Source organism: Arthrobacter sp. R4, from assembly GCF_051365025.1.
GTDB lineage: Bacteria > Actinomycetota > Actinomycetes > Actinomycetales > Micrococcaceae > Arthrobacter.
Genome location: NZ_JBLWIJ010000003.1, coordinates 1 through 26,342 on the forward strand (window position 1 = coordinate 1; position 26,342 = coordinate 26,342).

The following is a 26,342-nucleotide window of genomic DNA, read 5'->3' on the forward strand; positions in this document are numbered from 1 at the left end:
CCCCGGGAAACCGGGGCGCCGCCTCTTGTCAGTCGTCCTCCTTGCCCTTGCCTTTGCCGTCGTTGCCTTTGCCCTCGGCGGGCGCCGGTGCCGCGGGGGCGGGGGCTTCCTTTGCGGCTTGAGCAGCAGCTTCGGCTTCGGCCTGCTCCTGTTGAGCGGCAGCTTCCGCTGCAGCCTTCGCCGCGGCGGCGTCGGCCACCGCCTTGGCTGCCGCAAGGTCAGCCCGGACAGCGGTAGCGGCGGTCATGATGCTCCGCCTGCGGTCTTCGGATACCTGTCCGTTCCCGACGGCGGAGGCCAGATCTGCCTCAAGACTGTCCAAAGCGGCAAGACCGCTCGCCGGATCATTGCCCGCCGCGGCCTGGGTCACGCCAAGAACACGTTGCTGGAGCTGCCGGGCGACGTCGGGCTTGAGGCCGTTATCCGCGGAGCCGCAACCCGCCAGAAACACGGCGAGTAGAAGCGTCGCCCCAGCGGCCACGGCCCGGGCGGCGGCTATGCGACGGTGTCCGTTAGGGGCAGGACTCATGGCTCGACGCTCTCCTGAAGCTGCTTGAGGTGGTCACCCAAGGTGCCGGTGACGGACGGGTACGGGACGACGTCGGGCGTTGGCTGTGGTGCCAGGCTGAATGTCAGTGCAGCTGCGATGGCTCCTATGGTGAGGATGCCCAGGACGAGCACGAGCCAGATTCGCTTTCCGGCGTGGCGAAGCCGGGAGAGTACCCGGACTCGGCCGCGCGCTTCTGAACCGCTGGACGCTGCCGCTTCGGCCATATGCTCCTGGTAGCCGGGGAGCTTGGTTTCAGTGGTGATTGTCGGGGGCCTGAACGGCATGGCCGGAAGCACCCGCGTGGTTTCCGGTGCGAGCTCGCCAGGTGCGGAGACGGGGGATACGAGGGCTTGGCGTAGTGCCGTTTCCACATCCGCTGCTGTAGGGCGTTCCAACGGTTCGACAGCAGTCATCGAGCGGATGAGGTCAGCCCACTCCGCCGGCACGTCGTCTGGTATTTCCGGTGCACGATGAATCCTGGCCACAGCAGATTCGACGGCACTTCCCGGGTACTCTATGGTCTGCTTGATGCATTCCAGGAGGACAAGGCCCAGCGAGTAGATATCCGTTGCCGGTGACAGGGGAGCACCCATGGCCTGCTCCGGACTGAGGTACGCGGCCGTGCCCACCAGGGTTCCGGTTGTGGTAAGCCGTGTTGAGTCCGCGATCCTGGCGATGCCAAAATCCGTCAGTTTGGGCCGCAGGGGTTCCCCCGGACGGATCTGCACCAACAGGATGTTGCCTGGTTTGATGTCGCGATGGATGATGCCCAGGCTGTGCACGTAGGCCAAGGCATCGGCGATTCCTGCACCAATGACGGCGAGCTCGTCCAGCGGAACTGCACTGTGCCTGATTCGGCTGCGAAGGTCTTGCCCGTCCACGAGCTCCATTGTCAGGAACGGCCGGGGCTCATCCGGGATGCGGGTATCGATTCCGGCGTCGAACAGTGTTACCAGGCTTGGATGGTTAAGGGTTGCGAGCAGCTGGATTTCGGCTTCCTGCCGCTTGAGTTCATCGGAGTCCGGGGCCTGCGGCGCGAAGAGCTTCAGTGCCACATCCCGGCCAAGGTGCTCGTCCCTGGCACAGTACACCGATGACATGCCTCCCCGGCCGATCACTTCTCCCAGGCGATACCGTCCGCCAACCACTTCATTCTTGATGGAGCTAGGCGAATCCGCCACCATGACCAGCTCCCTCCGGTGCGCTGCGGCACTATTGTTCCTAAATTATACCGGCCGGTAACGCCTCCTGAAGTGGTTATCGTGCGCGCCTGCGGTCCGGGTGCAAAGGGATGGAGGCCTTCGCACCCGGACCACTGGTCACAAGGACATGTGCTATCGGGCTGGCGGCCACCTCCTTTCGCCGGCTGCCGCGAACGGCAGCGATTGTTGGTGCTTGTCGAGGTTCAGAACCTCTTGATCCACCTTCTGATTATTAGGACGTCTTGCGACGGCGGAACATCAGCAGGCCTGTAACCAGCATGAGCAGGGCGATGGGAATCAGCGATGCATCGATTCCTGTCTTGGCCAGCGTGGCGGTGCCGCCCTGGCCTGTGGTGCTGCCCCTGGCGTTGCCCAGGGTGTTGGCCGCTGCGGATGCCGAGCCTGCAGTGGTGCCGGTGGTGCCCCCAGCCGGGACAACAGTGATTCCGGTGCTGTCAGAGCCGGTTGTACCGGTGGTGGTGCCGGTATTTCCCGTGGTGCCAGTCGTGCCGGTTCCCGGGGTATCTGTGCCGCCGGTAGTGCCCGTTCCGCCCGGCGTTCCCGTGCCCGGCGTTTCGGTTCCTGGGGTCTCAGTGCCGGGTGTTTCCGTACCGGGGGTGACACTGCCGTCCGTGGCGCCGCCGATGATGACGGATCCACCGACGCCAGCTGTCACGTCATCCAAAAGACCTGAGGTATCCAGACCAAGGTCGACATCAACTGCGGCGTCCAGGTCACCACCGGTGGTGCCGGTAGTGCCGTCGGTGCCGAGGCCCAGGCCCAGGTCGACATCAACTGCGGCGTCCAGGTCACCACCGGTGGTGCCGGTAGTGCCGTCGGTGCCGAGGCCCAGGCCCAGGTCGACCACAGCGGCCACGTCGGCGGTGGTTCCGCCGTCGTTGGTGCTGCCGAGGACGCTGTTTCCGAGGCCGAGGTTGATGTCGGCTGCGGCGGCCACGTCGGCGGTGGTGTCGGTGCCGGTCAGGTTGCCGTTACCGAGGCCGAGTGCGACGTCGGCTGCGACGGCCACGTCGGCGGTGGTTCCGCCGTCGTTGGTGCTGCCGAGGACGCCGTTTCCGAGGCCGAGGTTGATGTCGGCTGCGGCGGCCACGTCGGCGGTGGTTCCGCCGTCGTTGGTGCTGCCGTTACCGAGGCCAAGTGCGACGTCGGCTGCGACGGCCACGTCGGCGGCGGTGTCGGTGTCGGTGCCGGTCAGGCTGCCGTTTCCGAGGCCGAGGTTGACGTCGACCACAGCGGCAACATCCGCGGTGTCCGACGGCGTTGGGTCACCCAGCAGGCCCAACGACGTCGTGTTCGCGGATGTCGCCGCTGAGACCAGGGCGGATGCGGTGAGGTCGGATCCGCTGGTTGTATCCGCAGCGCTGGCCGCGGTGGCGCCGAGGGCTAGGAGCCCGCCGGCAAAGAGGGTGCTAAGCAGCCCTCTGCGAAGGTTGGAATGCATGGTTTTGTCTCCTGAGAAGTTGAGGTGGGGCGCAGGTAAGCAACCCTGTTGCCTTGTCCTGCCACGGAATGGCAGGCAGGGCTCAACTAGTCAGGAGAGGAACCGGGGTCGAATGACACCGGTGAGGGGGCATGCTCAGAGGATCCGCTGACCGGGAAAGCGCCCGGGAGCAGGAATTCAAGATCAAGGTCGTTCAGCCAGGCCGCCGAGCCTGAGGGGCCCGACGGCGGTGCTCCGCTCCCAGCCCCGGAACTGGGGCCGGAAGGTGCCGGTGACGGACTGCCTGCCAGTGGTAGCTCAGGCACCGAGGCGGCAGTTGTAAGCGTGCCAGGGGAGGAAGATGTTCCGGCAAGGGCAGCCACAGGAGAGGCCGGGAAGCCTACTGTGCCGGCAGCCCCGGCAAGCTGCTCCGGAATGATCCCTGAGAAATTACCAGAGGCGGCCGGATCCGCCAGAGAGTCACCCTCGTTCAGAATGCTTGCGGAATCAGTAGTAACGGATCCGCTGTCCGGGACGCTGGGCAGGGTCACGGGCAAGGGAACAGCTCCCGTGACCAGTTCCGAGACTGGCTGCACCACAGGCTCAAGAACTGGAAGGGCTTCAACGAGCGGCGGAGCGACAGTTTCCACCAGTCCCGCGGCGGCGTCATCGGCCACAACAGCAACAGGGACGACAACAGTGGAGACCGTGCCCGCAGGAACAACCTCGTTCACGACCGGGACAGCCGTGACCAACTGGTCTGCGGCGCCAGTGAGTGTGCCCGCCACGGGCCGCAGGAGTCCGGGCGATGGCACCGGCTGAGGGGCCGGCGTGGCAACCTCGGGCAGGGACGGCAGCGTGCTGGCCAGCGGGGTTGCAAGGGACGAAACCGACGAAGTTACCCCGCCCAGTAGCGAATCCGAATCGGGCGAATCGGCAGTCGCGGCAGTGGTGGAAAGCGTCAGCCAGGTGAGTGTGGCGGCTCCAGCGAGGAGAACTGGCCGGAGCGCACGCCATGGCGATAGACCTCTAGCCATGCGTACCACCCCCAGAGCGGATCAACCGACGATGTTTACATCGTAAGACCGCTTATTGATCGAAGTCCATGAAAAAATCTACAAATTCCCATCAAATTGACTTTCTTTGTCATTCATATTCAGTCGGCCCTAATGCGCGTCGTTTGGGTAGCTGACACCGAGTTGGGCGCGCACGCCATCGAAAAGGCGCATGGTGTTCAGGGAATCCTCGAGGGGCATGACAGGGCTTTCTATAAGCCCTTGCTGGATGCAGCGCGTCACTTCGCGGAGTTCATAGGTGTAGCCCCGACCGATGACGTCGAACACTTCGCGGCGGAGCTCCCCGCGGCCGATCCGGACCAGCAGTTCGCTCGGATTGTTAATGGAGCCCACGCTTTGGAGGTATCCCAGGCTTCCGGCCACCGTTGCGATCCGTGGACCGTGTGCCAACAGCGACGACGTCAGCTGGACCTGGGCGCCGTGGTTGTAACCGAGAGTCATCGCATTTTGGGCGTCCACGCCGTCGTCGTTGACAACGCCAGTGGCACTGACGGTCTGCGGGAAGCCGAGGGTTCCCAGCGCCCAGAGCAGCGGGTAGACGGAGATGTCGAGCAGCGCCCCGCCGCCGTCCTGCCTTGCCCAAAGCCTGGACGTGGGGGAGTAGGGCGCGGGGAAGCCCAGATCGGCGCTGACCCAGTGCACATCACCCAGTTCCCCTGAGGCAGCGATATCGAAGGCGCGTTGCATGGCCGGCAGGAACCGGCTCCAGATCGCTTCCATCAGGAAGAGGTTCTTTTTACGTGCCACACCAATGAGCTCGCTCGCTTCGCGGGCGTTGATAGTCAAGGCTTTTTCGCACAGGACGTGTTTCCCTGCGTTGAGGGCAGCGAGGACAATCTGGTGGTGCTGGGCGTGGGGCGTGGCCACATACACGACGTCAATCGAATCGTCGGCGAGGAGCCGCTGGTAGCCGTGGACGCCGTCGTCGTCCCCGTATCCCTTGGCGAACCCGTAGGCCGCGGCGAAGTTGTCCGCAGTCTCCTGGCCGCGGGAACTGACGGCGTAGAGCTCGGCGTCGGCCAGGAGAGCCAGATCTTCGGACACGGACCGGGCGATGCCGCCGGTGGCTACTACTCCCCACTTCAGGGTGTTGCCGGTAGCGGACCTGGGGTCCTGGTCGGACTGGCTGGACAGCCACGGCTTGGCGATAGGCGCACTCATGAGAGCCATCCTCTCATTGCAATGAGAGAGGGGCGGGAAAAAACCTGCAGGGAAGTGAGGGAGGATCCGTGGGCGGGACCCTCCCTTTCGCTATGCCGGGGTTGCCACCGTCGAACGGGTGCGGGCAGCCTCTTCCGTCAGCTTGCCCTGCTGGAGCCTGAAGCGGCGGTCCGCCTTGTTGGCCAGCGCCCGGTCGTGGGTGACCACCAGGATGGTGGTGTTGTGCTCCCGGCTGAGCGAACTGAGAAGCTCGATGATGTGATCACCGGTCTGTTCGTCCAGGTTGCCTGTTGGTTCGTCCGCCAGGATCAGTTTGGGTTCATTGGCCAGAGCACGGGCAATCGCCACACGCTGCTGCTCGCCGCCCGAGAGCCGGTTGATCCGCCGTACTTGCTTGTCCTGGTCCAGCTGTACCTGTTCGAGAAGATCTCTTGCGCGCTGGAGGCGTCCGGCCTTGCGCATCCCGGCGAACTCCATCGGAAGCATCACGTTGTCCACCGCGGAGAGGTTCGGGATGAGGTTGAATTGCTGAAACACAAAGCCGATGTCCCGGCGTCGGTATTCGGTCAGCTTCCCGTCCGGCATGCTCGCCAAGCTGACACCGTTCACGACGACGTCTCCGCTGGTGGGCTTGTCCAGCGCACCCAAGAGGGACAACAGGGTGCTCTTGCCGCTGCCGCTCTTGCCGACGATGGACGCCAACGTGCCCTGCTCGAGTTCAAAACTCACATTGTTGACTGGCTTGATGGTGCGGTCGCCCGAGTTGAAGGTGCGGACCAGGTTCTTCACTTCAATCATGGTTATTCTCCTCGCAGGACTTCGATGGGGCGGATGCGGGCCGTGAGCAGCGCGGGGACAAGCGCGCCGATGATGGCGACTCCGAATACTGCGGCTATTCCGGCGGCAATGACGCCGGGGGAGGCGCTGGCGGTGACGGAGGTCAGCAGCTGGGAGGCTCCGCCGAACGGTCCGCCGGAAGGTAGGCCAGCGCCGTCAGGGAAGCCTGCGCCGCCACCTGGCAAACCGGCCCCGGGGCCGGTGGGGGTCGCCGTCGTGGTGGTGTTGGTGTTGATCAGCGCCGAGGCGATGCCGCCGCTGGCGAAGGATGCGATCGCGGCACCCACGGCGCTGCCCATGGCCACCAGGACGAGGGCTTCGAGCACGAACTGCAGGCCGATGGTGCGGTTGGGTGCGCCGATGGCCTTGAGGACACCGATCTCCCGGCGGCGTTCGCGGACCAGCATGACCATGATCAGCAAGATGATGAGCCCAGCCGTGCCGAGAGCTGCAACGAAGGCGATGAAGGAGATGTTCCTGACGCTGCCGAGGGAGCTGACCGCCGTCTCCAGGTTCTGGCCCTGGGTGACATCAGCCTTGTCGGTGCCGAGGGCCGTCTCCAGGGCAGCCTTCGTGGACTGAACATTTTCCAACGAGTCCACGGTCACAATCATGCTGGACAGCTCGTCTGGGAGCTCCGCAAGGTTCTGCGCCGTCGGAAGAGTCACGTAAAGGGCGTTGTTGCCGAACGTCGTGCCGGAATCGAACAGGCCCGCCACGGTGTAGGTCTGGTCATTGATGGTGAACGTGGACCCCACCGAGAGCCCGTTCTTTTCCGCGAGTGTGGTGCCCAGCAGGGCGTTGGCCGATTCCGCGGTGTAGTCGCCCAGGCCGGATCCGTCAGTGATGGTCAGCGCTTTGCCGGTGCTGTCCATCTCCGCGCCGATGCCGGTGGCGGTGATCGGCAGCGAGCGGGGAGGCTGCGTGGTGGTGCCGGTGGCACCCGTAGTGCCGTTGGCCGCCTGGTTGCGGTTGCCCAGCGTGCCGGCATCGATGGCGGCTGTCAGGCTGGTGGTCAGTGTAGTTGCGGACGTGCCCCCGGGTCCGCCGCCCTGGCCTCCGCCGGGGCCTGTCGGGGCGCCGGCGGCCGTCTGGGCAGCAGCCTCGGCAGCGTTCCGGAGCCTGAGGGAAGTGGTCCCTACGACGGAACTGACGTTGGGAACGGCAGCGGCGGTGGCGGCCTGCTCGGTTGTCAGCGGTTCGCCGCCACCTTCGAAGCCCTGGCCTCCGGCCGGGTTGACGGTGAGGACAGTCCCGACGGAGGCATTCAGCTCCTGGACTTTGGCGCTCACGGCCTGGTTGGCCACCAGCATGGCCAGTGCCAGACCGATGGCCACTGCCAGGACCGCAACGACTGCAGCCGTTCGAACCTTGTTTCTGAAGGCATTGCCTACACTCCGGGCAAGGACGCTCACTGTACTCCTAAGATCTCGGCCGGCGGAAGACCGGCGTTCTGATCCCAGACTCGTGCCCGTCCCTGTGCGGGAAACGTGGCGAACCTATGTTTGCGCTGTGAAAGCCGTTCTTGTTTGAAGAGCGGCCAAAAAGGACACCCCTTGACAGCTTTGTCACGCCCGACGTAAGAATAGTAGTGCCGCTCGGAAAGCGTTTTCTGAGCGGCGGTTCCCCGAAATCTGTATCCGCACCCGACTAGGCATGTGGTCTGTTTGGCATGCCGGAAATAAAGGCCAATGACGTCCTCCATACGTTTGAAATCGACATCCCATTCGAGACTTGCCCGTCCTCGCCTCACCGGAGCAGTGGTGGCGTCCGCCTCGGCGCTGGCGCTCGCTGCAGGGCTCGCTGTTGCCGGATCCGCCAACGCAGCACCCGGAACCAGCGCGCCCGGTGGCGCAGCGCCATCGTCCCTGACCGGAGGGGGCATTATCCGCGCCGACGACGCGGCACCCACGGGCTGGGCCGCCGTCGACGGCGTCACGAACGGCGGGGCGGGCGCTCCGGCCGAAAACCGCTACGAGGTGGGCACGCTGGCAGAGCTGAAGGCAGCGCTGGCCAACCATGGTGAGCCGAAAGCGCCCAAAATCATCTATGTCCGTGGAACCATCGACGGCAACCAGACACCGGACGGGCGCATTCTCGGGGAGCAGGATTATGCGCCCGGCTACGACATCAACAAGTACATGTCCTGCTTCGGTCCGGAGGGCAGGACCTGGAGCGACCAGACCTTCGACTACTGCAGGTCCATGCGCCAGCTGCGCCAGACCGGCAGCAACAACATGAAGCGGCAGATCGAGGTGAGCCTCCCCAGCAACACCACATTGATGGGCCTCGGTAACGACGCGGGGTTTGTAGGTGCAAACATCGTGATCCTGAGCGCCACGAACGTGGTGGTGCGCAACCTTAGCGTGGAGGCACCCGTAGACTTCTTCACCACGTGGTCCCCGGACGACGGCCAGGGTGCCTGGAACGCGCGGTTCGACGCCCTGTCCTCAGTCACGTCAGACCATCTCTGGGTCGATCACGTCCGGCTGACCGACGGACGATACCCGGACAGTGAGGCGCCCATGGGGTTCCGGGGCAAGCCCGCCAACCGGCATGACGGTTTGCTGGACCTCAAGGACGGCACCGACTATGTGACCATCTCCAACAGCAAACTGCACAACCACGACAAGACGATGTTGCTCGGCTCCGGCGACGAGCACGTGGACAAGGACGGCGGCAAGCTGCGCGTCAGCTACATCGGCAACCTGATGGAGAACATCCAGCAACGCGGCCCCCGCGTCAGGTTCGGCAAGGTGCACGTGGCGAACAACTACTTTGTGGGCAGCACCGACCATCAGCAGTACCCGATGGTCAGTAAGGCACAGGGCGGCAGCAGCTACTTCCTGGGCGCAGGCTACGAGTCCAGGATTTTCTCCGAGTACAACGCCTTCGACTACACGGGACCCGGCGCGGACGCATCCATCATGGTCAGCAGCTACAACGGGCACCGCTTCAGCGACACCGGGTCGTGGTTCAACGGAGCCCCGGCGGACCTGGAGTCCGTGGCCCGGGCCTCCTACGAAACCAACCGGGCGGAGGCACTGGCAGAGGCGGAACTGAGCGGCACACCCGCACCGGGCTGGACCGCTTGGGACTTCACCACCGACGTCGGCTGGAACCCGGCGGACGCGTACAGCTACAGGGCCTTCACCACGCCGCAGGCTGTGCGCAACCACGCACTGCACTTCACAGGGCCTGGCGTCCTACGCGTGGACGGCCCGGCGTCTTAGTTATAAAACAGCATCGTTGGGCGCACGATACCTGGGCGCGCATCGCTTAAAGGGGAATGCCCCGGCTCCTGTGAACTGGTCACTGAGGGAGCCGGGGCATTCCGCGTTCAGTTTGTTACTTGGTGATCGGGCCCAGGGTCGGATCGTCCACGTAGGCAGTCTTCACGTTGGCTGCGGTCACGATCGCCGGCGGCAACAGGAAAGCAGGAACGCGCTTGAACTCGTTCTTGTAGTTGCGGTTGTCGTTGATTTCCAAGGCGAGGCCCTGCTGCAGGTCCTTGATCATGGTGATCGTGTGTTCGACAATCTTGCGAGTGTCCTTGTTGATCGTCGAGTACTGCTCGCCAGCCATGATGGACTTCACGGACTCCACCTCGGAGTCCTGGCCGGTCACAATCGGAACGGACTTGCCGGCGCTCTTGATGGACGTGATCACGGCCCGGGCCAGGGTGTCATTCGGAGACAGGACACCGTCCAGCTCAGAAGAGGCGTAGCTGCCCGAGAGCAGTGCGTCCATGCGGCGCTGGGCGTTTTCCGGCTTCCAGTCCTGCGTGACAGCCCGCTGGAAATCGGACTGGCCGGAGACCACCTTCAGGGTCCCGTCGTCGATCTTGGGCTTCAGGACGCTCATGGCGCCGTCGAAGAACACCTTCGAGTTGGCATCGTCCGGGGATCCCGCGAAGAGTTCGACGTTATAGGGGCCAGCCTTCTTGGCCGCCATGCCTTCCAGCAACGCTTGACCCTGCAGTTCACCGACCCTGAAGTTGTCATACGCCACGTAGTAGTCGATGGCCTTGGTGTTTGTCAGCATGCGGTCGTAGGCGATGATGACCGCGCCGGCGTCCTTGGCCTGCTGGAGCTGGGTGCCCAGCTGTGCACCGTCCACGGCGCCGACCACGATCACCTTGGCTCCGGAGGTGATCATTGTGGAGATCTGGTTCTGCTGTTCGGAGACGCCGTTGTTAGCGAACTGCACATTGGGCTTGAAGCCGGCCGAGGACAGTCCGTCGTTGAACAGCTTCTCTGCCAAGGTCCAGTTCTCGCTGGTTTTCTTGGGAAGGGCGACGCCGATCACGGCGTCCTGGGGGAAGCCGGACAGGGCGGTGCCCGCCTTGGCGGCTTCGGCGTCGACGTCGGACCGGCCGCACCCTGTCAGGGAGAGCGTTGCGACGGCCGCGAGGACGGTCAGGGTCTTTGCGATTTTACGCATGTGAGTTTCTCTTTCTGGGTCCAAAGGCAGCCGGACGTGCCGGCCGCCGTCGCGGGCTATTTTGACTCGGCTGGTTCTGCGGGAGTGATGATCTCGGAGGTCTTGGCAATCTCTTTCTCCGGGGTGGGCGGCTGGTTGGAGCGCAGGCCGTTCATCAGCATTCCGATGATGGAGCGGCGCCCCTGGCTCTTGTTGTAGACATCGATGGCCACGGCAATCAGCAGCACCAGGCCCTTGATGATCGACTGCATGTCGGCTCCGACGCTCAGCAGCTGCAGGCCGTTGTTCAGCACAGCCATAACGAGGCCACCCACGATGGAACCGATCACGGTGCCGACGCCGCCGCTGACCGCCGCGCCGCCGATGAAGACGGCCGCAATGGCGTCAAGTTCCCAGCCCACGCCGTCCGCGGGTCCTGAGCTGGTGGACCTGGCCACAAACATCATTCCGGCGAGTGCCGCCAGGATGGACATGTTCATCATGACCAGGAAGTTGACCTTCTTGGACTGCACACCGGAGAGTTCGGCGGCGTGGCGGTTGCCACCTACTGCGTAGACGTGCCGGCCAAGGATGGTCTTGCTGGTGATGAAGACGTACAGCGCCACCAGGCCCACGAGGATCAGGCCAGAGACGGGGAACGAGGTTCCGTAGCGTCCGGTCGAGAACAACCAGGTGACGTACAGGACTGCGCCGGCAAGCAGGACCAGCCGCGTGATGGGAACCCAGAGCGGATCCACGGTGGCACCGGTGCGGGCTTCGATGCGGCGGTTGCGGAACTCAAGGAACACCACGACGGCGATCAGCAGGAATCCGAGGATGACTGTGGGGGCGTTGTAACGGGCGAAGTCGCCGATCTCCGGCAGGAAGCCTGCACCCATGGCACGGAATTCCTCCGGCACGGGAACGGTCAACGATTTGCCCACGAACTGGTTGGCGCCACGGAAAAGCAGCATTCCGGCCAAGGTGACGATGAAGGCAGGAATGCCCACGTAGGCCACCCAGAAGCCCTGCCAGGCACCGATCACTGCGCCCAGGACCAGGCCGAGGAGGATGCCAAGGTACCAGGGGATGCCCCAGTCCCGCATGGCAATGGCCACTACGATGCCCACCGCTGCGGCAACAGAGCCGACAGAGAGGTCGATGTGGCCGGCAATGATCACCAGCACCATCCCGATCGCCAGGACCAGGATGTAGGAGTTGCCGTTGAACAGGTTGATCATGTTGGTCGGCGTCAGGACCTTACCGCCGGTGAACAACTGGAAGAACAGCACGAGTGCCACGAGGGCAATGATCATGCCGAACTGGCGGGTGTCACCGCCGAAAATCCTTTTAAGTGCTTTCATAATTGTTCCGTCCTCGGGCTTATGCGGTTTGTGCAGTGGGGGCGGCGTTGTTGCCGGCGCGGGTGGCTGAGGTCATCAGGCGCATCAGGCTTTCCTGAGTGGCGTGTTCCTTATCCAGTACTCCCGTGATGGAGCCCTCAAAGATGGTGTAGATCCGGTCCGACAGTCCGAGCAGCTCAGGCAGCTCGGAGGAGATCACGATGACGCCCTTGCCCTGCTGTGCAAGCTGCTGGATGATGCCGTAGATCTCGTACTTGGCGCCGACGTCGATTCCGCGCGTGGGCTCGTCAAGGATGAGGAGGTCCGGGCCGGTGAACATCCACTTGGCCAGCACAACCTTCTGCTGATTGCCGCCGGAGAGCTTGGACACCCCTTCATTGACTGTGGGCGCTTTGGTCCGAAGGCTCTTGCGGTACCCCTCGGCCACCGTGAATTCCTTGCGGTTGTCTACGACGAGGCCCTTGGTAATGGCCTTGAGGTTAGCCGAAACGGTGGTGGTCTTGATGTCATCCAGCAGGTTCAGGCCGAGGCTCTTGCGGTCTTCAGTGACGTACGCCAGTCCCGCTTTGATGGCTTGGGGAACGTTCCGGATGTGGATTTCCTGGCCGTTCTTGAAGACCTGGCCCGAGATGTAGTTCCCGTAGGAACGCCCAAACAGGGAGCGGGCAAGTTCGGTGCGGCCCGCGCCCATGAGCCCTGCGAAGCCGACGATCTCGCCGCGGCGCACCGTGAAGCTCGAGTTCTTGCAGACGAGCCGGTCTGCCACCTGGGGATGGCCCACTGTCCAGTTGCGGACCTCGAACAGCACCTCGCCGATTTTCGGGGTGTGCTCCGGGAAGCGGGACTCAAGGGAACGTCCCACCATTCCTTTGATGATCCGGTCCTCGTCCACGCCGTCGGCCACGATGTTCAGTGTTTCCACCGCTTTACCGTCGCGGATGATAGTGATCTCATCCGCGATCTGTTCGATTTCGTTGAGCTTGTGGGAAATGATGATCGAGGTGATGCCCTTGGCCTTGAGGCCGAGCATCAGGTCCAGCAGGTGCTGGGAGTCGGATTCATTCAGGGCGGCAGTGGGCTCGTCCAGGATGAGTAGTTTTACCGACTTGTTCAGGGCCTTGGCGATTTCCACCAGTTGCTGCTTGCCGACGCCGATTTCCTTGACGGGAGTGTCCGGATCCTCGCGGAGGCCTACCCGGGCGAGGAGTTCGATGGAGCGTTTGCGCGCCTCTCCCCAGTTGATCACGCCACGGCGCGCCGGCTCATTGCCCAAGAAGATGTTCTCCATGATGGAGAGTTCCGGGATGAGTGCCAGTTCCTGGTGGATGATGACGATGCCCGCGTGCTCACTGGCCCGGATGTCCTTGAACTGCTGGACCTCGTTCTGGTAGACGATGTCGCCGTCGTAACTGCCGTACGGGTAGACGCCGGACAGCACCTTCATGAGCGTGGATTTGCCGGCGCCGTTCTCACCGCAGATGGCATGGATCTCGCCGGCCTTGACCCGGAGGCTGACCTCCGACAGCGCCTTGACGCCGGGGAACTCCTTCGTGATGGAGCGCATCTCGAGGATTACTGGATCACTTTGCGTGGTTTGGGACGTCATATGCCCTTACGCCTCCAATGATGACTTCGTTGTCCGCCCCGCAAACCGCGGGGCCGTCTGATGAAAAAGTAAACTGGATCACAGCCGTTGTCGTCAAGTCTTGAACGCAACCTCCCGAAATCTAATCGGTCTGGGAACGCCGGATCCCGGCGTACTGGAAGACCAGCGCGGCCGCCCCGAGAGCTTCGGCGCGGTCCCCGAGGGATGACATGGTAAGGGTGGTTGTCTCGCCGATGACGGGCACGGCATGGCGCACCAGGCCCCGCCTGATGGGGTCCAGGAGGAGGCCGCCAAGGCCGGCCAGGGGCCCGCCCACCACGATCACTTCCGGGTTGATGAGGTTTGCCACGTTGCCTAGCGCCCGCCCCACTGCCAGGCCGGCATCGTCCACGACGCGGAGCGTTGCCGGATCCTTCGCGAGGGCCTTACGGACGATGTCCGCCGGTGTCAGGGGCCTGTCCTCGCGGCGGCTGAGGAGCTCGATCATGGTGGTGGTGGATGCGATGGTTTCGAGGCATCCGCGGTTCCCGCACCGGCACACCAGGCCCTGCTCATGGATGGTGGCGTGGCCGATTTCACCGGTGATTCCGACGTTGCCGTAGTAGGGCGCGCCGTTGAGGATCAGGCCCGCACCGATGCCCGATCCGATCTTCAGGAACATCAGGTTTTCGACCCCCGTGTGAGGCCCCCAGGTCACTTCAGACCAGGCTCCCAGATTGGCGTCGTTGTCAACATACACGGGGAATTTCAGGGTGTCCTCGAGGTGCTGGAGAATGTTGATTCCCACCCATTCAGGGAGGATGGCACCCTGCGCCACGGTTCCGGTCCGGCGGTCGATCGGTCCGGGAATTCCGACGCCGGCACCCACTATTGCGCTCCGGACCACTCCGCTTTCCCGCATCAGTTTTTCAAGGAGGACCACCGCGGCTTGGATGCCCTCCTCGGCCTGGTGGCCGAGTGGCAGCATCACGGATTCCTCCGCGATGACGTGGTAGCTGAGCGATGCCAGGACCACCCTGAGGTGCCGGCGGCCGAAGTCGATTCCGACGGCGACGGCACCGTTGCTGTTCAATCTGACATTCAGCGCCCGGCGCCCGGAACTGGTGATGGGCTCGGTCGATGCCAGCCCCGAATCCTGCATGATTTTGACGATGTTTGAGACGGTGGCCGTGGACAGGCCTGTCTGCCTGGCGAGCTCGGCCTGGGTGGCGGGTCCGCCCATCAGGGTCTCGATGATCCGCTGCTGGTTCAACTGCCTCAGGGCGGATTGGGATCCTGGATTTTTGGGGTTGCTCCTCATCGAGCGCGGTGTTGCGGACATGCAAAGAAGATTGCCCTATGGTGACTCTTGTAGTCAAGAAGTTAACGCAAGCGGTCCGCCGGAAGGGCCGCAAGAACGGGACGATCCGCCCGTCGGAAGGCCCCCATCGGTGCAATTGGCCCCAAATGGCCCGGCGGCCGATGGCTAGGCTGGAAAAAGCGGACGCACTCCTTCCTGTGGCCGTCCCGATTATGTGAGGTGGTAAAGGTGCTGCTGGCCCTGATGCAGGCAAACGCCCGCGTACTCGACATTGAGGCAAATTGCGCCGCCCTGGATGCGGCCGCGGGGGAGGCTGCCGTGGCCGGCGCATCCGTGCTGGTGACCCCTGAGCTGTTTCCCGTGGGCTACGCGCCGCTGCGGGTTCGTTCGGAGCTGGACCCTGCGAGGCTTCCCGCCATCAAGGAAGCGCTGAGCGCCATCGCGCGTCGACGCGGAATTGCCCTGGTTTACAGCCTTCCGTCGGTTACGGACGAGGGCAGCTGGCACATCACCTCCACGCTGCTGGACGCGGCAGGGTCTGAGCTGCTCAGCTACGCCAAGGTGCACCTCTTTGGTGAGGACGAGCGCACGGCGTTCAGCCCGGCGGCGGCGGGTCCCGCCGTCGTGGATTTCAACGGCTTCCAGACCTCCATGGTGATCTGTTACGACGTGGAGTTTCCGGAAACGGTCAGGGCTGCCGCGCTGGGTGGGGCAGAGCTGCTCCTGGTGCCTACCGCACTGGCGCACGGCTTCGACACGGTCCCGCAGGTCCTGTTGCGGGCCCGAGCGCTCGAAAGCCAGCTGACCATCGCCTATGCCAACCATTCCGGAACCGAGGAAGGCTGCGCTTTCCTCGGCGGCAGCGTCATCACCGGACCGGACGGATCGCTGCTGGCCACGGCGGGACCTGAGGCCGGAATCCTGTATGCCGAAGTGGATCCGGACGCCGCACGGCAAGCCCGCAACGTGGTGCCCTACCTCCGTGAACGCCGACCGGAGCTCTACCGGTCCTGGGGTGTTTGAGGCGTCCCGGCCTCGAGTGCGTCAACGTACTGAAGGGCAATCCAGAGTTCAGCCCGCACCTGGGCGGAGCTAAGGTCCATGGCCAGCAGCTCGGCCAGGGCGTTGATCTGGCGCCGCACACTGTTCCGATGCAAGCCGAGGACCTTGGCTGTGGCATCCCAGTTGCCATTTTCACCCAGCCATGACTTCAGGACATTGAGCTGGGAGCTGCGGCGGTCAGGCTCCTGTGCCAGAACCGGTTCCAGCAGCCGCGCTGCGAGCATGCTGCCGGCGCTGCGGCCCAACAGTCCCGTGACTGACCACGTCACCTCATCCACGCGCACGCTTTCTCCGCTGGCCTTGACGCGGGGCCGCACTGACGCGGCACGCTGGTAGGCAGCCGGAAGGCCCGCCATGTCCGTAGGATCGCCCACTACCAGGCGCCAGCCCAGTCCCTCCACCTCATGCAGCAGGGCGTCGTCCACTTTGAACCGGGTCACGGCGGCAAATCCGTAGTCCGTCAGCTCCACCATCTTCGTGTCGAACAGCCTTCGCCATTGCAGCAACTCCCTGACAGGGCCATCCGCCGAAGCCGGCGCTGAGCCGTCCGCCCGCACGCCCTGGATCACGCGGACAGCTCCGGACCTGGTCCCCGAAACGCTCTGCGCCAGGAGGTCCCGCAGCACGTTCAGTTGCCGGGCTGAACCGGCGGTCAGGCTTTCCGGATGCAGCAGCAGGGCTGTTGCCAGCTGGCTGGGAGCGAGCGATCCGCTGGTCCGCTGGCGCACGAGCAGTTCCAGCAGCCCCACCACCGAGGAAACCACGCTGTTCTGCGCCGGGGTCAGTGGCTTGTCCGTCCCCAGGATGAGGGCTCCGAGGGTGGCGTCCTTGGTGCTCCGGAGGGGATGGCCGAAGACGAGGGCCGGACCGTCTGCCGGAAACGAATCTGTCTCCACCCGCGGGCCCGTGCCGGCCAGCAGGCGCTTCAGCAATGGTTGCAGTGCAGAATGTTCGACGGCGGCGGCAGGGCTGGTCCCGCCGGTCCCGGTTGCTGCCGCCCGGGCCCGCACTCGGCCATCGGCCCCGAAAAGCTGGGCCCACACCGGGACCCGTTGGGCCAGTGCAGCAAGGAGTTCATGCTCGGGCCTGGCAGAGAGCACTGCCCGCATCAGTTGCCGGTTGGTGTCAGCCAGTTGACGGAAGACCCGTGCATTTCCGGATTCCAGGAGCTGGGAGAATTCCAGGCCGATGGCAGCGAAGGGTACGCTGCTGGGGATCTGCACCAGGGTGAGCTGGTGCTTTCGGCACGCTGAGCGCACCCGCTCCGGGACGGCGTCGAAATACGGCTCCAGCCCGAACCCCAGGGCTGCGACTCCCGCGGCGACCAGCCGCCGGACGTAGGCTTCCGCACTCTCCTTCGTTCCGCCGTCGTCAAGGAACGGCCGCCCCGCAGTCAGGACGAACTCCCCATCCAGCAAATATGGCGTGGGATCCTCCAGTTCGCTGGGCTCCACCCAGCGCAAAGGCGCACCGCCATTGCCGGCATCGTGAAGGACCGCGAGGTCCGCCGGGAGTGCGGCCAGAAACTCTCCCAGCGTTACGGCATCCAGGCGTTCCGCCGCCTCAGGCTGCACGAACGGACCCCTGGCCAGAGTGCCCATCGCTGCTTTGGTTTGGTGCAATACATCTCATGACTGAAAACTATAGGTCACTTTGCACATCCTTGAGATGCGGCTCACACCCCTACGCTGGGTGAGGGAAACCCACCAACTACTCACGAACGGACGTCAACGATGACTGTGCCAACACTCTCCGGACCGGCCACGGGCCGCGAAGCCGGCCGTCCCGGACTGGGCGCGCAACTGCTGCGCCGGAAACCGATCGGCCAAATGGTCAGTGAAGCCGAAAGTGGCCAGGGCGGACCGAAACTGGTCCGCAGTTTCGGGGTCCTGCAGCTGACCATGATCAGTGTCGGCGCGACCCTCGGAACCGGCATCCTGGTGATCCTGGGCGAATCCGTTCCGCTGGCTGGGCCTGCGATCTGGATCTCGTTCGCCATTGCCGGGTTCGCCGCACTCCTCTCCGCCGTCTCCTACGCAGAAATGGCCGGCATGGTCCCCGTGGCCGGCTCCAGCTACTCCTACACTTACGCCACCATGGGCGAGGGCATGGCCTGGATCTGCGGCTGGTGCCTGGTCCTTGAGTACGCCGTCTCGGTCGCCGCCGTGGCAGTCGGGGCAGGCCAGTATGTGAACGAGACCCTGGCCGTGTTCGGGCAGGTCCTGCCCGACGCCGTTTCGCAGCCCCCGGGCGACGGCGGTGCGGTCAACATCCCGGCCATGGTCATCGTGGTGCTGGCCACCATCCTGCTGGTCCGCGGTGCCAAGGAAAGCGCCTGGATCAACACGTCCATCGTGGTGGTCAAGGTGGGCATCCTGCTCTTCTTCTGCGCCGTGGCGCTCACTGCCTTCAACGCGGGCAACTTCGAACCGCTCCTGCCCATGGGCGCCGCCGGGGTCTCCGCCGCAGCGTCCCGGGTGTTCTTTTCCTACATCGGCTTTGACGCTGCCTCCACCGCCGGCGAGGAGGCCCGCAACCCGAAGCGGGACCTTCCCCGGGCCATCATGCTCTCCATGGTCATCGTCACCACAATTTACGTCCTGGTGGCGGTGGCAGCCATCGGTGCCCGCCCCTGGGGATGGTTCGACGGCACCGAGGCGGCCCTGGTGAAAATCCTGGAGGAAACCACCGGCCAGCCCTGGATCGCCCTGGTGTTTGCGGTGGGTGCCGTCCTGGCTATCGCCAGCATCGTCCTGACCGTCCTCTACGGCCAAACCCGCATCCTGCTCTCCATGTCACGCGACGGCCTCATCCCGAAGGTCTTCGGCCGCGTCTCACCCCGGACCGGCACCCCCGCGGCCGGCACGCTCCTGGTGGGCATCGCCGTCGCCCTCACCGCCGGGCTGGTCCCGCTCGGTGCCCTCGCCGACGCCACCAGCATCGGAACACTGTTCGCCTTTGCTTTGGTCAACGTTGCCGTGATCTACCTGCGACGCACCCGGCCCGAACTGGAGCGCACCTTCCGCGTCCCGCTGTTCCCGCTGACCCCGATCCTCGGTGCCCTGATGTGCGCCTACCTTATGGCCAACCTCGGAGCCGACACCTGGGTGACATTTGGAATCTGGATGCTGGTGGGCGTGGCGGCCTACTTCGGTTACGGCCGCCGGAACTCCAGGGTGGCGGCGCTGAGCCAGGAGGAATACCGTGAGCGAAGCCGCCCGGAAACTTCAACGCTGTCCACCCCCGAACCCAAGAAGGCAGAGCTTTCATGACCGTCGCCACCGAACTCCCGGCCTCTGACCCGTCCAGCACCCAGGCCGGCCCTATCACCATGCTGAACCCGGATTTTCCGTTCAGCTACGACCACTACCTCGCCCACCCCGCAGGCCTCGGCGCGGTTCCGCCGGAGCTCTATGGCACCGAAGTGGCAGTTGTGGGCGCAGGGCTTTCAGGCCTCGTCACTGCCTACGAGCTCATGAAGCTGGGACTGCGCCCTGTTGTCTACGAAGCGGACAGGATCGGCGGGCGCCTGCGCACAGCCAGCTTCCCGTCCGCCCCCGGCGTGGTGGCCGACCTCGGGGGGATGCGGTTCCCTGTGTCCGGCAGGGCGTTCTACCACTACGTGGACCTGCTGGGGCTGGAAACCCAGGACTTCCCCAACCCGCTGGCGCCCGTCACCTCGAGCACGGTCATCGAACTGGCCGGCCAGAAGCACTACGCCGAGACCGCCCAGGACCTGCCGCCGTTCTTCCGCGAGGTGGCGGACGCCTGGAAGGCCGCGGTCAACGACGGCGCCAAGTTCGTTGAAATGCAGGAGGCTATCCGCGCCCGCGACACCGGCCGGATCAAGGACCTGTGGAACGAGCTGCTGCCGCTCATGGACGAGCAGACCTTCTATGGCTTCATCGCCGGGAGCGAGTCCTTCAAGGAAGCCGGTTTTGCGCACCGTGAAGCCTTTGGCCAGGTGGGCTTCGGCACCGGCGGCTGGGACACAGACTTCCCCAACTCCATCCTGGAAATCCTCCGTGTGGTCTACACGGACGCCGATGACCAGCACCGGCTCATCAGCGGGGGAGCGCAACGGCTGCCCGAGGCACTATGGCAGCACGCGCCGTCGGGCATGGCCCACTGGCCGGAAGGCACGTCCTTGGCTTCCCTTCACTCCGGCTCGCCCCGCGGGGCTGTGGGCAGGATCAGCCGCGGTTCCGACGGCGGCCTCCGGATCCGGGAGCGCTGGGGCCGGGAGGCCAGCTACCCGGCTGTGGTGACCACGTGCCAGTCCTGGCTGCTGTCCACGCGCATCCACACGGAGGAGGCACTGTTCCCCGCCGAGCTGTGGACCGCGATCGAGCGCTCCCATTACATGCAGTCGTCCAAGACGTTTGTGATGGTGGACCGGCCGTTCTGGAAGGACGTGGATCCGGACACAGGCCGTGAGGTGCTGTCGATGACCCTGACGGACCGGCTGAACAGGGCCACCTACCTCCTGGATGACGGCCCGGACAAGCCCGCCGTGATCCTGCTGTCCTACACCTGGAATGATGACGCGCTGAAATGGCTGGCGCTGGATGCGGACGAGCGCGTTGAACTGATGCTGCACTCACTGGAGCAGATCTACCCGGGAGTGGACATCGCCAGCCACATCGTTGGCCAGCCCATCACGGTTTCCTGGGAGGCCGATCCCAACTTCATGGGGGCCTTCAAGGCAAACCTGCCGGGGCACTACCGCTACCAGCAGCGGCTGTTTACGCATTTCAAGCAGGACAAGCTGCCCGAAAGCCAGCGCGGGATCTTCCTCGCCGGTGACGATGTGTCCTTCACCGCGGGCTGGGCCGAAGGCGCCGTGACCACCGGCTTGAACGCCGTGTGGGGAGTGGTGAACCACTTGGGCGGTTCGTCGGTGCCGGGCAACCCCGGGCCGGGCGAGCTCCTGGACGCCATGGGGCCGATCAGCCTGGACTGAGGACGCAGAAACAGCCTGAGGACGCAGAATAGGTGTGGGGACACCCGTTTTTGGGCGTCCCCACACCGATAGCGTGTCCTGGGACGGGCGGGGATTAGCCGTGCAGTTCCCGGTGCGCCCGTGCCAGTTCGACGTAGCGGGCGGCGTTTTGCTTCACGCCGTCGAACTCCTCGTCGGTGAGTTCCCGCCGTACCTTGGCGGGGACCCCGGCCACGAGTGACCGCGGCGGCACTACAGTGCCTTCCAGCACGACGGCGCCGGCCGCCACGAGCGAGCCGGTGCCGATCACCGCGCCGTTGAGCACGGTTGCCCCCATGCCGATCAGGCAGTTGTCCTCCACGGTGCAGCCATGGACGACGGCGGCGTGCCCCACGCTGACTCCTGCCCCAACGCTGCAAGGAAAGCCTGGGTCAGCGTGCAGCACCACGTTGTCCTGAAGGTTGCTTCCGGCCCCTACGCTGATGGTTGCGGTGTCCGCCCGGACGGAGACACCGTAGAACGCGCTGGAGTCCTCGGCGAGGGTGGCCTGGCCAATGATCGATGCGGTGGGGGCGATGAAGGCGGAGTCGTGGACGGCCGGTGACGCGCCGGCGAAATCGTATAGGGGAGCCATGGCCCAAGCCTAGGACATCCCCCACCCCAACTAGGTAGCAGCAGATGTCGTTTTGGCGCCTCATAACGACATCTGCTGCTACCTAGTTGGGGCGGGTGGGGTGCGGAGGATGAGGAACTGGTAGTGCTGCGTCCAGTTCCCCGCGCCGGGGCCGGATTCCTCGCCCGTGCCCTCCGGCCAGGTGACAAAATCCTCGATGGTTCCGTGCCGTCCGAAAACCCTCCGCACCGTTTCGTCGCTGCGCCGGCTGAAGAACCGCCGGGGTTCAAGGTTGTCCTCGGGGTTCAGCACCTCCTCGTCATCACCTGACCAGAGGCCGACGGCGATCGGAGCGTTGGGTGCCGAGATGCGCACCAGTTCACGCAGGACGCCGTCGATGTCAGCAGCGGGGATGTGTAGCAGCGTGCTCATGGACCAGACAGCAGGAAAGGCGCCATCGGCGAAGGGCAGCCGCCGGGCGCTGGCGACCGAGACGTCCAGGCCCTTGGAGCGGGCCTGACGGACGTGCTCCTCGGCGAGGTCAACACCGGTGTAATGGATACCGGCCTGGACAAATTTCAGGCCGTCCTGGCCGGGGCCAGTGCCGATTTCGAGGACGTCGTGGCGGCCTTCGGACTTAAGCAGGCCAATGAACCGTTCGCGTGCCTCCACACGCCGTGGAGACAGGGGATGATCCCAACCGGACGCGGCACGGCGGTTGTAGAACTCGGCGAGGCGCTGCTCACTGCCGAGGTCCTCCCTGCCAGGCACCATGGCTGCCTCCGCTCCGCTAGTTCAATCCCCTAGTTAAAGACAACGGTCCTGTTGCCGTCCAGCAGCACCCGGTGCTCAGCATGCCACTGGACTGCCTGGGCCAGCGTGCGGCCTTCGACGTCCCGGCCCATCTGCACGAACTGCTCCGGCGTGCGGGCATGGTCCACCCGGATCACTTCCTGCTCGATGATCGGCCCCTCGTCCAGCGCGGCCGTGACGTAGTGGGCCGTGGCTCCGATCAGCTTCACACCGCGGGCATGGGCCTGGTGGTATGGCCGCGCGCCCTTGAAGGAGGGCAGGAATGAGTGGTGGATGTTGATGGCCTTGCCGGTCAGTTCGGCACAAAGGTCGTCCGAAAGGATCTGCATGTAGCGGGCCAGCACCGTCAGTTCGATGTCGTGTTCGGCCATGATGGCCCGCAGCTTGTCCTCGGCCTGGGCCTTGGTGTCAGGCGTGACGGGAATGTAGTGGAACGGAATGCCGTAGAACTCGGCCAGCCCGGCGAGGTCCCGGTGGTTTGAGACGATGGCGGGGATGTCGATGGGGAGGGTGCCGGAACGCTGCTGGAAGAGGATGTCGTTGAGGCAGTGGGCTGACGTGCTGGCCATCAGCAGGGTCCGCACCTTCTGGTCCACGGCGTTGAGGCTCCACTGCATCCCGAAAGCCTCGACCACCGGCTCAAGTGCTGACTGGAGCTCGGACTTGGCGGCCGTCGTCGTGACTTCCACCCGCATGAAGAAGTTTCCGGTGGCGGGGCTGCCGTACTGCTGCGAGTCCGTAATATTGCAGCCTGCCACCAAAAGGGCACCGGCCACGGCGTGCACGATTCCGGGGCGGTCCGGGCAGGACAGGGTTACTACATACGCTTGGTTCAGCTGCTCATTACTCACGCCTACCAGCCTACCCGCGCCCACGTGCCGCATTTGGTAGTCTTGTTCAGTCGCAACTGGCGTTGGGTGGCTAACCACCAGGGAGCGGCAATCACGAAGACCACGGATCGTACGCCTGGGCCGAGGGTCATGTCTTGCCGGACAAGTGCTGCAACCCTGCCGGGAAACAGCACGCACTTTCACGCCCTGTCATCAAGCGGCGGCGGCGTGCGCCAGCCGGTAGCCTGACCTTAGCAGTGCCCGTATCCCTAGCCAGGAGTTTTTCGTGACTACTACCGCCACCACAACAGCCGCAGTCAGCAACCAGTCGCTGGCCGAGCTCGATCCCGAAATCGCCGCAGTCCTCGACCAGGAACTTGGCCGCCAGCGCGGCACCCTGGAAATGATCGCGTCGGAAAACTTCGCCCCGCGCGCCGTGATGGAAGCCCAGGGCTCCGTCCTGACCAACAAGTACGCCGAGGGCTACCCGGGCCGCCGCTACTACGGCGGTTGTGAATACGTAGACGTCGCCGAGCAGTTGGCGATCGACCGCGTTAAGGCACTGTTCGGCGCCGAGTACGCCAATGTCCAGCCGCACTCCGGCGCGCAGGCCAACGCCGCAGCACTCTCCGCCATGATCACCCCCGGTGACAAGATCCTGGGCCTGTCCCTCGCGCACGGCGGCCACCTGACCCACGGCATGAAGCTGAACTTCTCCGGCAAGCTGTACAACGTCGCCGCCTACCAGGTGGAGCAGGACAACTTCCGCGTGGACATGGACAAGCTGCGCGAGCAGGCCATCGCCGAAAAGCCGCAGGTCATCATCGCCGGCTGGTCCGCCTACCCGCGCCACCTGGACTTCGCAGCCTTCCGCTCCATCGCCGATGAAGTGGGTGCGCTGCTCTGGACCGACATGGCACACTTCGCCGGGCTGGTTGCCGCAGGCCTGCACCCGAGCCCGGTGCCTTACTCCGACGTCGTCACTTCCACCGTGCACAAGACCCTCGCCGGTCCCCGCTCCGGGGTGATCCTGGCAAAGCAGGAGTGGGCCAAGAAGCTCAACTCCAACGTCTTCCCGGGCCAGCAGGGCGGTCCGCTCATGCACGTCATCGCAGCCAAGGCCGTTGCCTTCAAGATCGCCGGCACCGAGGAATTCAAAGAGCGCCAGGAGCGCGTCCTTGAAGGCGCCAAGATCATCGCCGACCGCCTCAACCAGGCCGACGTCGCCGAAGCAGGCGTCTCGGTCCTTACTGGCGGCACCGACGTCCACCTGGTCCTCGTTGACCTGCGCAACTCCCAGCTGGACGGCCAGCAGGCCGAGGACCTCCTCCACTCCGTGGGCATCACCGTGAACCGCAACGCCGTTCCGTTCGACCCCCGCCCGCCGATGGTCACTTCGGGCCTGCGCATCGGCACCCCGGCACTTGCCACCCGCGGCTTCGGCGCCGAGGAGTTCACTGAGGTTGCCGAGATCATCGCCACCGCACTGAAGGCCGGCGCGGCTACCGACGTCGAGGCCCTGCAGTCCCGCGTGGACAAGCTCGCCGCCGACTTCCCGCTCTACCCGCAGCACGAGCAGTGGTAACCCCGTCCATGGTGCAGACCGCGAAGATCCTTGACGGCAGGGCAGCCGCGTCCGCCATCAAATCCGAGCTGACGGAGCGTGTCGCGGCCCTCAAAGCCCACGGCGTCACTCCGGGCATTGCCACGGTGCTGGTGGGAGCCGACCCGGCCTCGCAGCTGTACGTGTCCATGAAGCACAAGCAGTCTGTGGAAATCGGGATGAACTCGATCCAGCGTGAGCTTCCGGCAGATGCCACCCAGGCGCAGGTCGAGGCCCTCATTGATGATCTCAATGCGGACCCCGCCTGCCACGGTTACATCGTGCAGCTGCCGCTGCCCAAGCACCTGGACACCGACGCCATCCTCGAGCGGATCGACCCCGCCAAGGATGCCGACGGCCTGCACCCGACCAACCTCGGCCGGCTGGTGCTCAACGTCAACGGCGAGATCACCTCGCCGCTGCCGTGCACGCCCCGCGGCGTTATCGAGCTCCTGGAGCGCAACGGCTACAGCCTCGCCGGCAAACACGTGGTGGTGGTGGGCCGCGGCGTCACCATCGGACGCTCAATCGGCCTCCTGCTCACCCGGCGGGCCGTCAACGCCACCGTGACCCTGACGCACACTGGCACCGAGAACCTTTCGGAGCTGCTGCGGCAGGCTGACGTCATTGTGGGCGCGGCGGGTGTCAAGCACATCGTCAAGGCTGCGGACGTGAAGCCGGGAGCGGCCCTTCTCGATGTCGGTGTCACCCGTGAAAGTGACCCCGAGACGGGCAAGAGCAAGGTCCACGGCGACATCGATCCCGCTGCTGCTGAGGTAGCTGGCTGGATTTCGCCGAACCCCGGGGGAGTCGGCCCGATGACCGTGGCGCTGCTGATGACCAACGTAGTGGAAGCCGCCGAACGCCAATTGGCCGCGAAAAGCGGCTCGGCAATCGCCTAGCACCAAGCCAGGACAGCAACCAACAAAGCCCGACGTCGGCACCTACCCAGGTGCCGACGTCGGGCTTTGTTGTAGAAGCCGCAGCCCTACTTAAGTTGCCCGCGGATCTCGCCGCCCGGGAAGGTAGGTGTGTGGACGTTGACGTAATAGCTGCGGGGACTGGCCTCAATGGCTGCCAGCAGTGCGGGGTCCGCTGTGGTGCAGGTGTCAACGGTCCAGCTGGTTCCGCTGCCCACAGTTAGCGGTACCACGACGGGACCGGCCACATTCCGGGGTGCCAAGTGGATGTGTGCGGCGGTCGCCGGTTCGGAAAGGTTGCGAGCGGTGAGCGTGTAGCAGAGCTCTGAGCCGTCAATGGAGTAGGTGAAGAAGCCGCTGGCGCCGGTGTTGGAGCCGGTGACCTCCTGCTCGGTGTTCAACGGGATGGCCGGAGAGCCGCCGGCCTTTGCGGTGGCAGGGCCGGCGGTTCCTGCCAGGGAAAGGATAGCGGCCGCTACTGCCGCGGTCCGCAGCGCGTGACTTTTCATGATGCGTCCTCAGATAGATGGTTTTGTTCCGGCCCCTAGCGGAAATCACGCTACGCCGGGGTCCCGGTGCGTGCAATAGCTCACGGTGCTA

At 64.7% G+C, this 26,342-nt stretch carries 22 protein-coding genes and 1 riboswitch; of the genes, 6 read left to right on the forward strand and 16 right to left on the reverse strand.

Annotation, left to right across the window (positions count from 1 at the left end; genetic code table 11):
• Positions 1 to 28 precede the first annotated feature (28 nt).
• The 7 genes from ACLKOZ_RS02070 to ACLKOZ_RS02100 form a co-directional block, all read right to left on the reverse strand.
• Positions 29 to 529 carry a hypothetical protein gene (locus ACLKOZ_RS02070; protein ID WP_436472472.1) on the reverse strand — a complete coding sequence of 167 codons (501 nt, stop codon included), beginning with the start codon at positions 527 to 529 and terminating at the stop codon, positions 29 to 31.
• A complete protein-coding gene (locus ACLKOZ_RS02075) occupies positions 526 to 1,734 on the reverse strand; it encodes a serine/threonine-protein kinase (protein ID WP_436472473.1) in 1,209 nt (402 codons plus the stop codon). Before ACLKOZ_RS02075 ends, ACLKOZ_RS02070 begins: the two co-directional genes overlap by 4 nt.
• Before the next feature lie 250 nt (positions 1,735 to 1,984).
• The gene (locus ACLKOZ_RS02080) at positions 1,985 to 3,214 is read right to left on the reverse strand and encodes a hypothetical protein (RefSeq protein WP_436472474.1); all 1,230 of its coding nucleotides are present in this window, start codon (positions 3,212 to 3,214) and stop codon (positions 1,985 to 1,987) included.
• An 86-nt stretch (positions 3,215 to 3,300) separates the two neighbouring features.
• Positions 3,301 to 4,230, reverse strand: a complete 930-nt coding sequence (locus ACLKOZ_RS02085; RefSeq protein ID WP_436472475.1) for a hypothetical protein — start codon at positions 4,228 to 4,230, stop codon at positions 3,301 to 3,303.
• A 129-nt stretch (positions 4,231 to 4,359) separates the two neighbouring features.
• Complete coding sequence (locus tag ACLKOZ_RS02090) at positions 4,360 to 5,430, reverse strand: Gfo/Idh/MocA family protein (protein WP_436472476.1); 1,071 nt, start codon at positions 5,428 to 5,430, stop codon at positions 4,360 to 4,362.
• A gap of 90 nt (positions 5,431 to 5,520) precedes the next feature.
• Complete coding sequence (locus ACLKOZ_RS02095; RefSeq protein WP_436472477.1) at positions 5,521 to 6,228, reverse strand: ABC transporter ATP-binding protein; 708 nt, start codon at positions 6,226 to 6,228, stop codon at positions 5,521 to 5,523.
• Between the two features lie 2 nt (positions 6,229 to 6,230).
• Positions 6,231 to 7,682 carry an ABC transporter permease gene (locus ACLKOZ_RS02100; protein ID WP_436472478.1) on the reverse strand — a complete coding sequence of 484 codons (1,452 nt, stop codon included), beginning with the start codon at positions 7,680 to 7,682 and terminating at the stop codon, positions 6,231 to 6,233.
• 348 nt (positions 7,683 to 8,030) lie between these two features.
• Between ACLKOZ_RS02100 and ACLKOZ_RS02105 the strand changes: the two genes are divergently transcribed.
• Entirely contained in the window at positions 8,031 to 9,500 is a 1,470-nt protein-coding gene (locus ACLKOZ_RS02105; protein ID WP_436472479.1) for a pectate lyase family protein, read from the forward strand.
• 115 nt (positions 9,501 to 9,615) lie between these two features.
• On the opposite strand, the gene ACLKOZ_RS02110 is transcribed toward ACLKOZ_RS02105, so the two are convergent.
• The 4 genes from ACLKOZ_RS02110 to ACLKOZ_RS02125 form a co-directional block, all read right to left on the reverse strand.
• The gene (locus ACLKOZ_RS02110; RefSeq protein ID WP_376048915.1) at positions 9,616 to 10,710 is read right to left on the reverse strand and encodes a substrate-binding domain-containing protein; all 1,095 of its coding nucleotides are present in this window, start codon (positions 10,708 to 10,710) and stop codon (positions 9,616 to 9,618) included.
• A gap of 56 nt (positions 10,711 to 10,766) precedes the next feature.
• A complete protein-coding gene (mmsB, locus tag ACLKOZ_RS02115; protein WP_436472480.1) occupies positions 10,767 to 12,053 on the reverse strand; it encodes a multiple monosaccharide ABC transporter permease in 1,287 nt (428 codons plus the stop codon).
• 19 nt (positions 12,054 to 12,072) lie between these two features.
• Entirely contained in the window at positions 12,073 to 13,659 is a 1,587-nt protein-coding gene (gene mmsA, locus ACLKOZ_RS02120; RefSeq protein WP_436472481.1) for a multiple monosaccharide ABC transporter ATP-binding protein, read from the reverse strand.
• 121 nt (positions 13,660 to 13,780) lie between these two features.
• Positions 13,781 to 14,980: an ROK family transcriptional regulator gene (locus ACLKOZ_RS02125; RefSeq protein WP_436472482.1), complete on the reverse strand. Its 1,200-nt coding sequence runs from the start codon at positions 14,978 to 14,980 to the stop codon at positions 13,781 to 13,783.
• Positions 14,981 to 15,187: 207 nt separating this feature from the next.
• Here ACLKOZ_RS02125 and ACLKOZ_RS02130 point away from each other — a divergent pair, with 207 nt between their 5' ends.
• Positions 15,188 to 15,982, forward strand: coding sequence for a nitrilase-related carbon-nitrogen hydrolase (locus ACLKOZ_RS02130; RefSeq protein WP_436472483.1), 795 nt, complete (start codon positions 15,188 to 15,190; stop codon positions 15,980 to 15,982).
• Here the strand turns inward: ACLKOZ_RS02130 and ACLKOZ_RS02135 are convergent.
• Complete coding sequence (locus tag ACLKOZ_RS02135; RefSeq protein WP_436472484.1) at positions 15,961 to 17,622, reverse strand: PucR family transcriptional regulator ligand-binding domain-containing protein; 1,662 nt, start codon at positions 17,620 to 17,622, stop codon at positions 15,961 to 15,963. The genes ACLKOZ_RS02130 and ACLKOZ_RS02135 overlap by 22 nt on opposite strands.
• 132 nt (positions 17,623 to 17,754) lie before the next feature.
• Between ACLKOZ_RS02135 and ACLKOZ_RS02140 the strand changes: the two genes are divergently transcribed.
• Together ACLKOZ_RS02140 and ACLKOZ_RS02145 are read left to right on the forward strand one after the other, a co-directional pair.
• Positions 17,755 to 19,293, forward strand: coding sequence for an amino acid permease (locus tag ACLKOZ_RS02140; RefSeq protein ID WP_436472485.1), 1,539 nt, complete (start codon positions 17,755 to 17,757; stop codon positions 19,291 to 19,293).
• Entirely contained in the window at positions 19,290 to 20,984 is a 1,695-nt protein-coding gene (locus tag ACLKOZ_RS02145; protein ID WP_436472486.1) for a flavin monoamine oxidase family protein, read from the forward strand. The genes ACLKOZ_RS02140 and ACLKOZ_RS02145 overlap by 4 nt, the downstream gene beginning before the upstream one ends.
• Before the next feature lie 94 nt (positions 20,985 to 21,078).
• Here ACLKOZ_RS02145 and ACLKOZ_RS02150 read toward each other — a convergent pair whose 3' ends face one another.
• The 3 genes from ACLKOZ_RS02150 to purU form a co-directional block, all read right to left on the reverse strand.
• Positions 21,079 to 21,597 carry a gamma carbonic anhydrase family protein gene (locus tag ACLKOZ_RS02150; protein ID WP_436472487.1) on the reverse strand — a complete coding sequence of 173 codons (519 nt, stop codon included), beginning with the start codon at positions 21,595 to 21,597 and terminating at the stop codon, positions 21,079 to 21,081.
• Positions 21,598 to 21,675: 78 nt separating this feature from the next.
• The gene (locus tag ACLKOZ_RS02155) at positions 21,676 to 22,350 is read right to left on the reverse strand and encodes a class I SAM-dependent methyltransferase (RefSeq protein ID WP_436472488.1); all 675 of its coding nucleotides are present in this window, start codon (positions 22,348 to 22,350) and stop codon (positions 21,676 to 21,678) included.
• 29 nt (positions 22,351 to 22,379) lie between these two features.
• Positions 22,380 to 23,240, reverse strand: a complete 861-nt coding sequence (gene purU / locus ACLKOZ_RS02160) for a formyltetrahydrofolate deformylase (protein ID WP_436472489.1) — start codon at positions 23,238 to 23,240, stop codon at positions 22,380 to 22,382.
• 42 nt (positions 23,241 to 23,282) lie between these two features.
• Positions 23,283 to 23,368: riboswitch (ZMP/ZTP riboswitch) on the forward strand.
• A gap of 137 nt (positions 23,369 to 23,505) precedes the next feature.
• Between purU and glyA the strand changes: the two genes are divergently transcribed.
• Positions 23,506 to 24,804, forward strand: coding sequence for a serine hydroxymethyltransferase (gene glyA, locus ACLKOZ_RS02165; RefSeq protein ID WP_436472490.1), 1,299 nt, complete (start codon positions 23,506 to 23,508; stop codon positions 24,802 to 24,804).
• 8 nt (positions 24,805 to 24,812) lie between these two features.
• Entirely contained in the window at positions 24,813 to 25,724 is a 912-nt protein-coding gene (locus tag ACLKOZ_RS02170; protein WP_436472491.1) for a bifunctional methylenetetrahydrofolate dehydrogenase/methenyltetrahydrofolate cyclohydrolase, read from the forward strand.
• Between the two features lie 86 nt (positions 25,725 to 25,810).
• On the opposite strand, the gene ACLKOZ_RS02175 is transcribed toward ACLKOZ_RS02170, so the two are convergent.
• Entirely contained in the window at positions 25,811 to 26,251 is a 441-nt protein-coding gene (locus tag ACLKOZ_RS02175) for a CHRD domain-containing protein (RefSeq protein WP_436472492.1), read from the reverse strand.
• Positions 26,252 to 26,342: the final 91 nt, after the last annotated feature.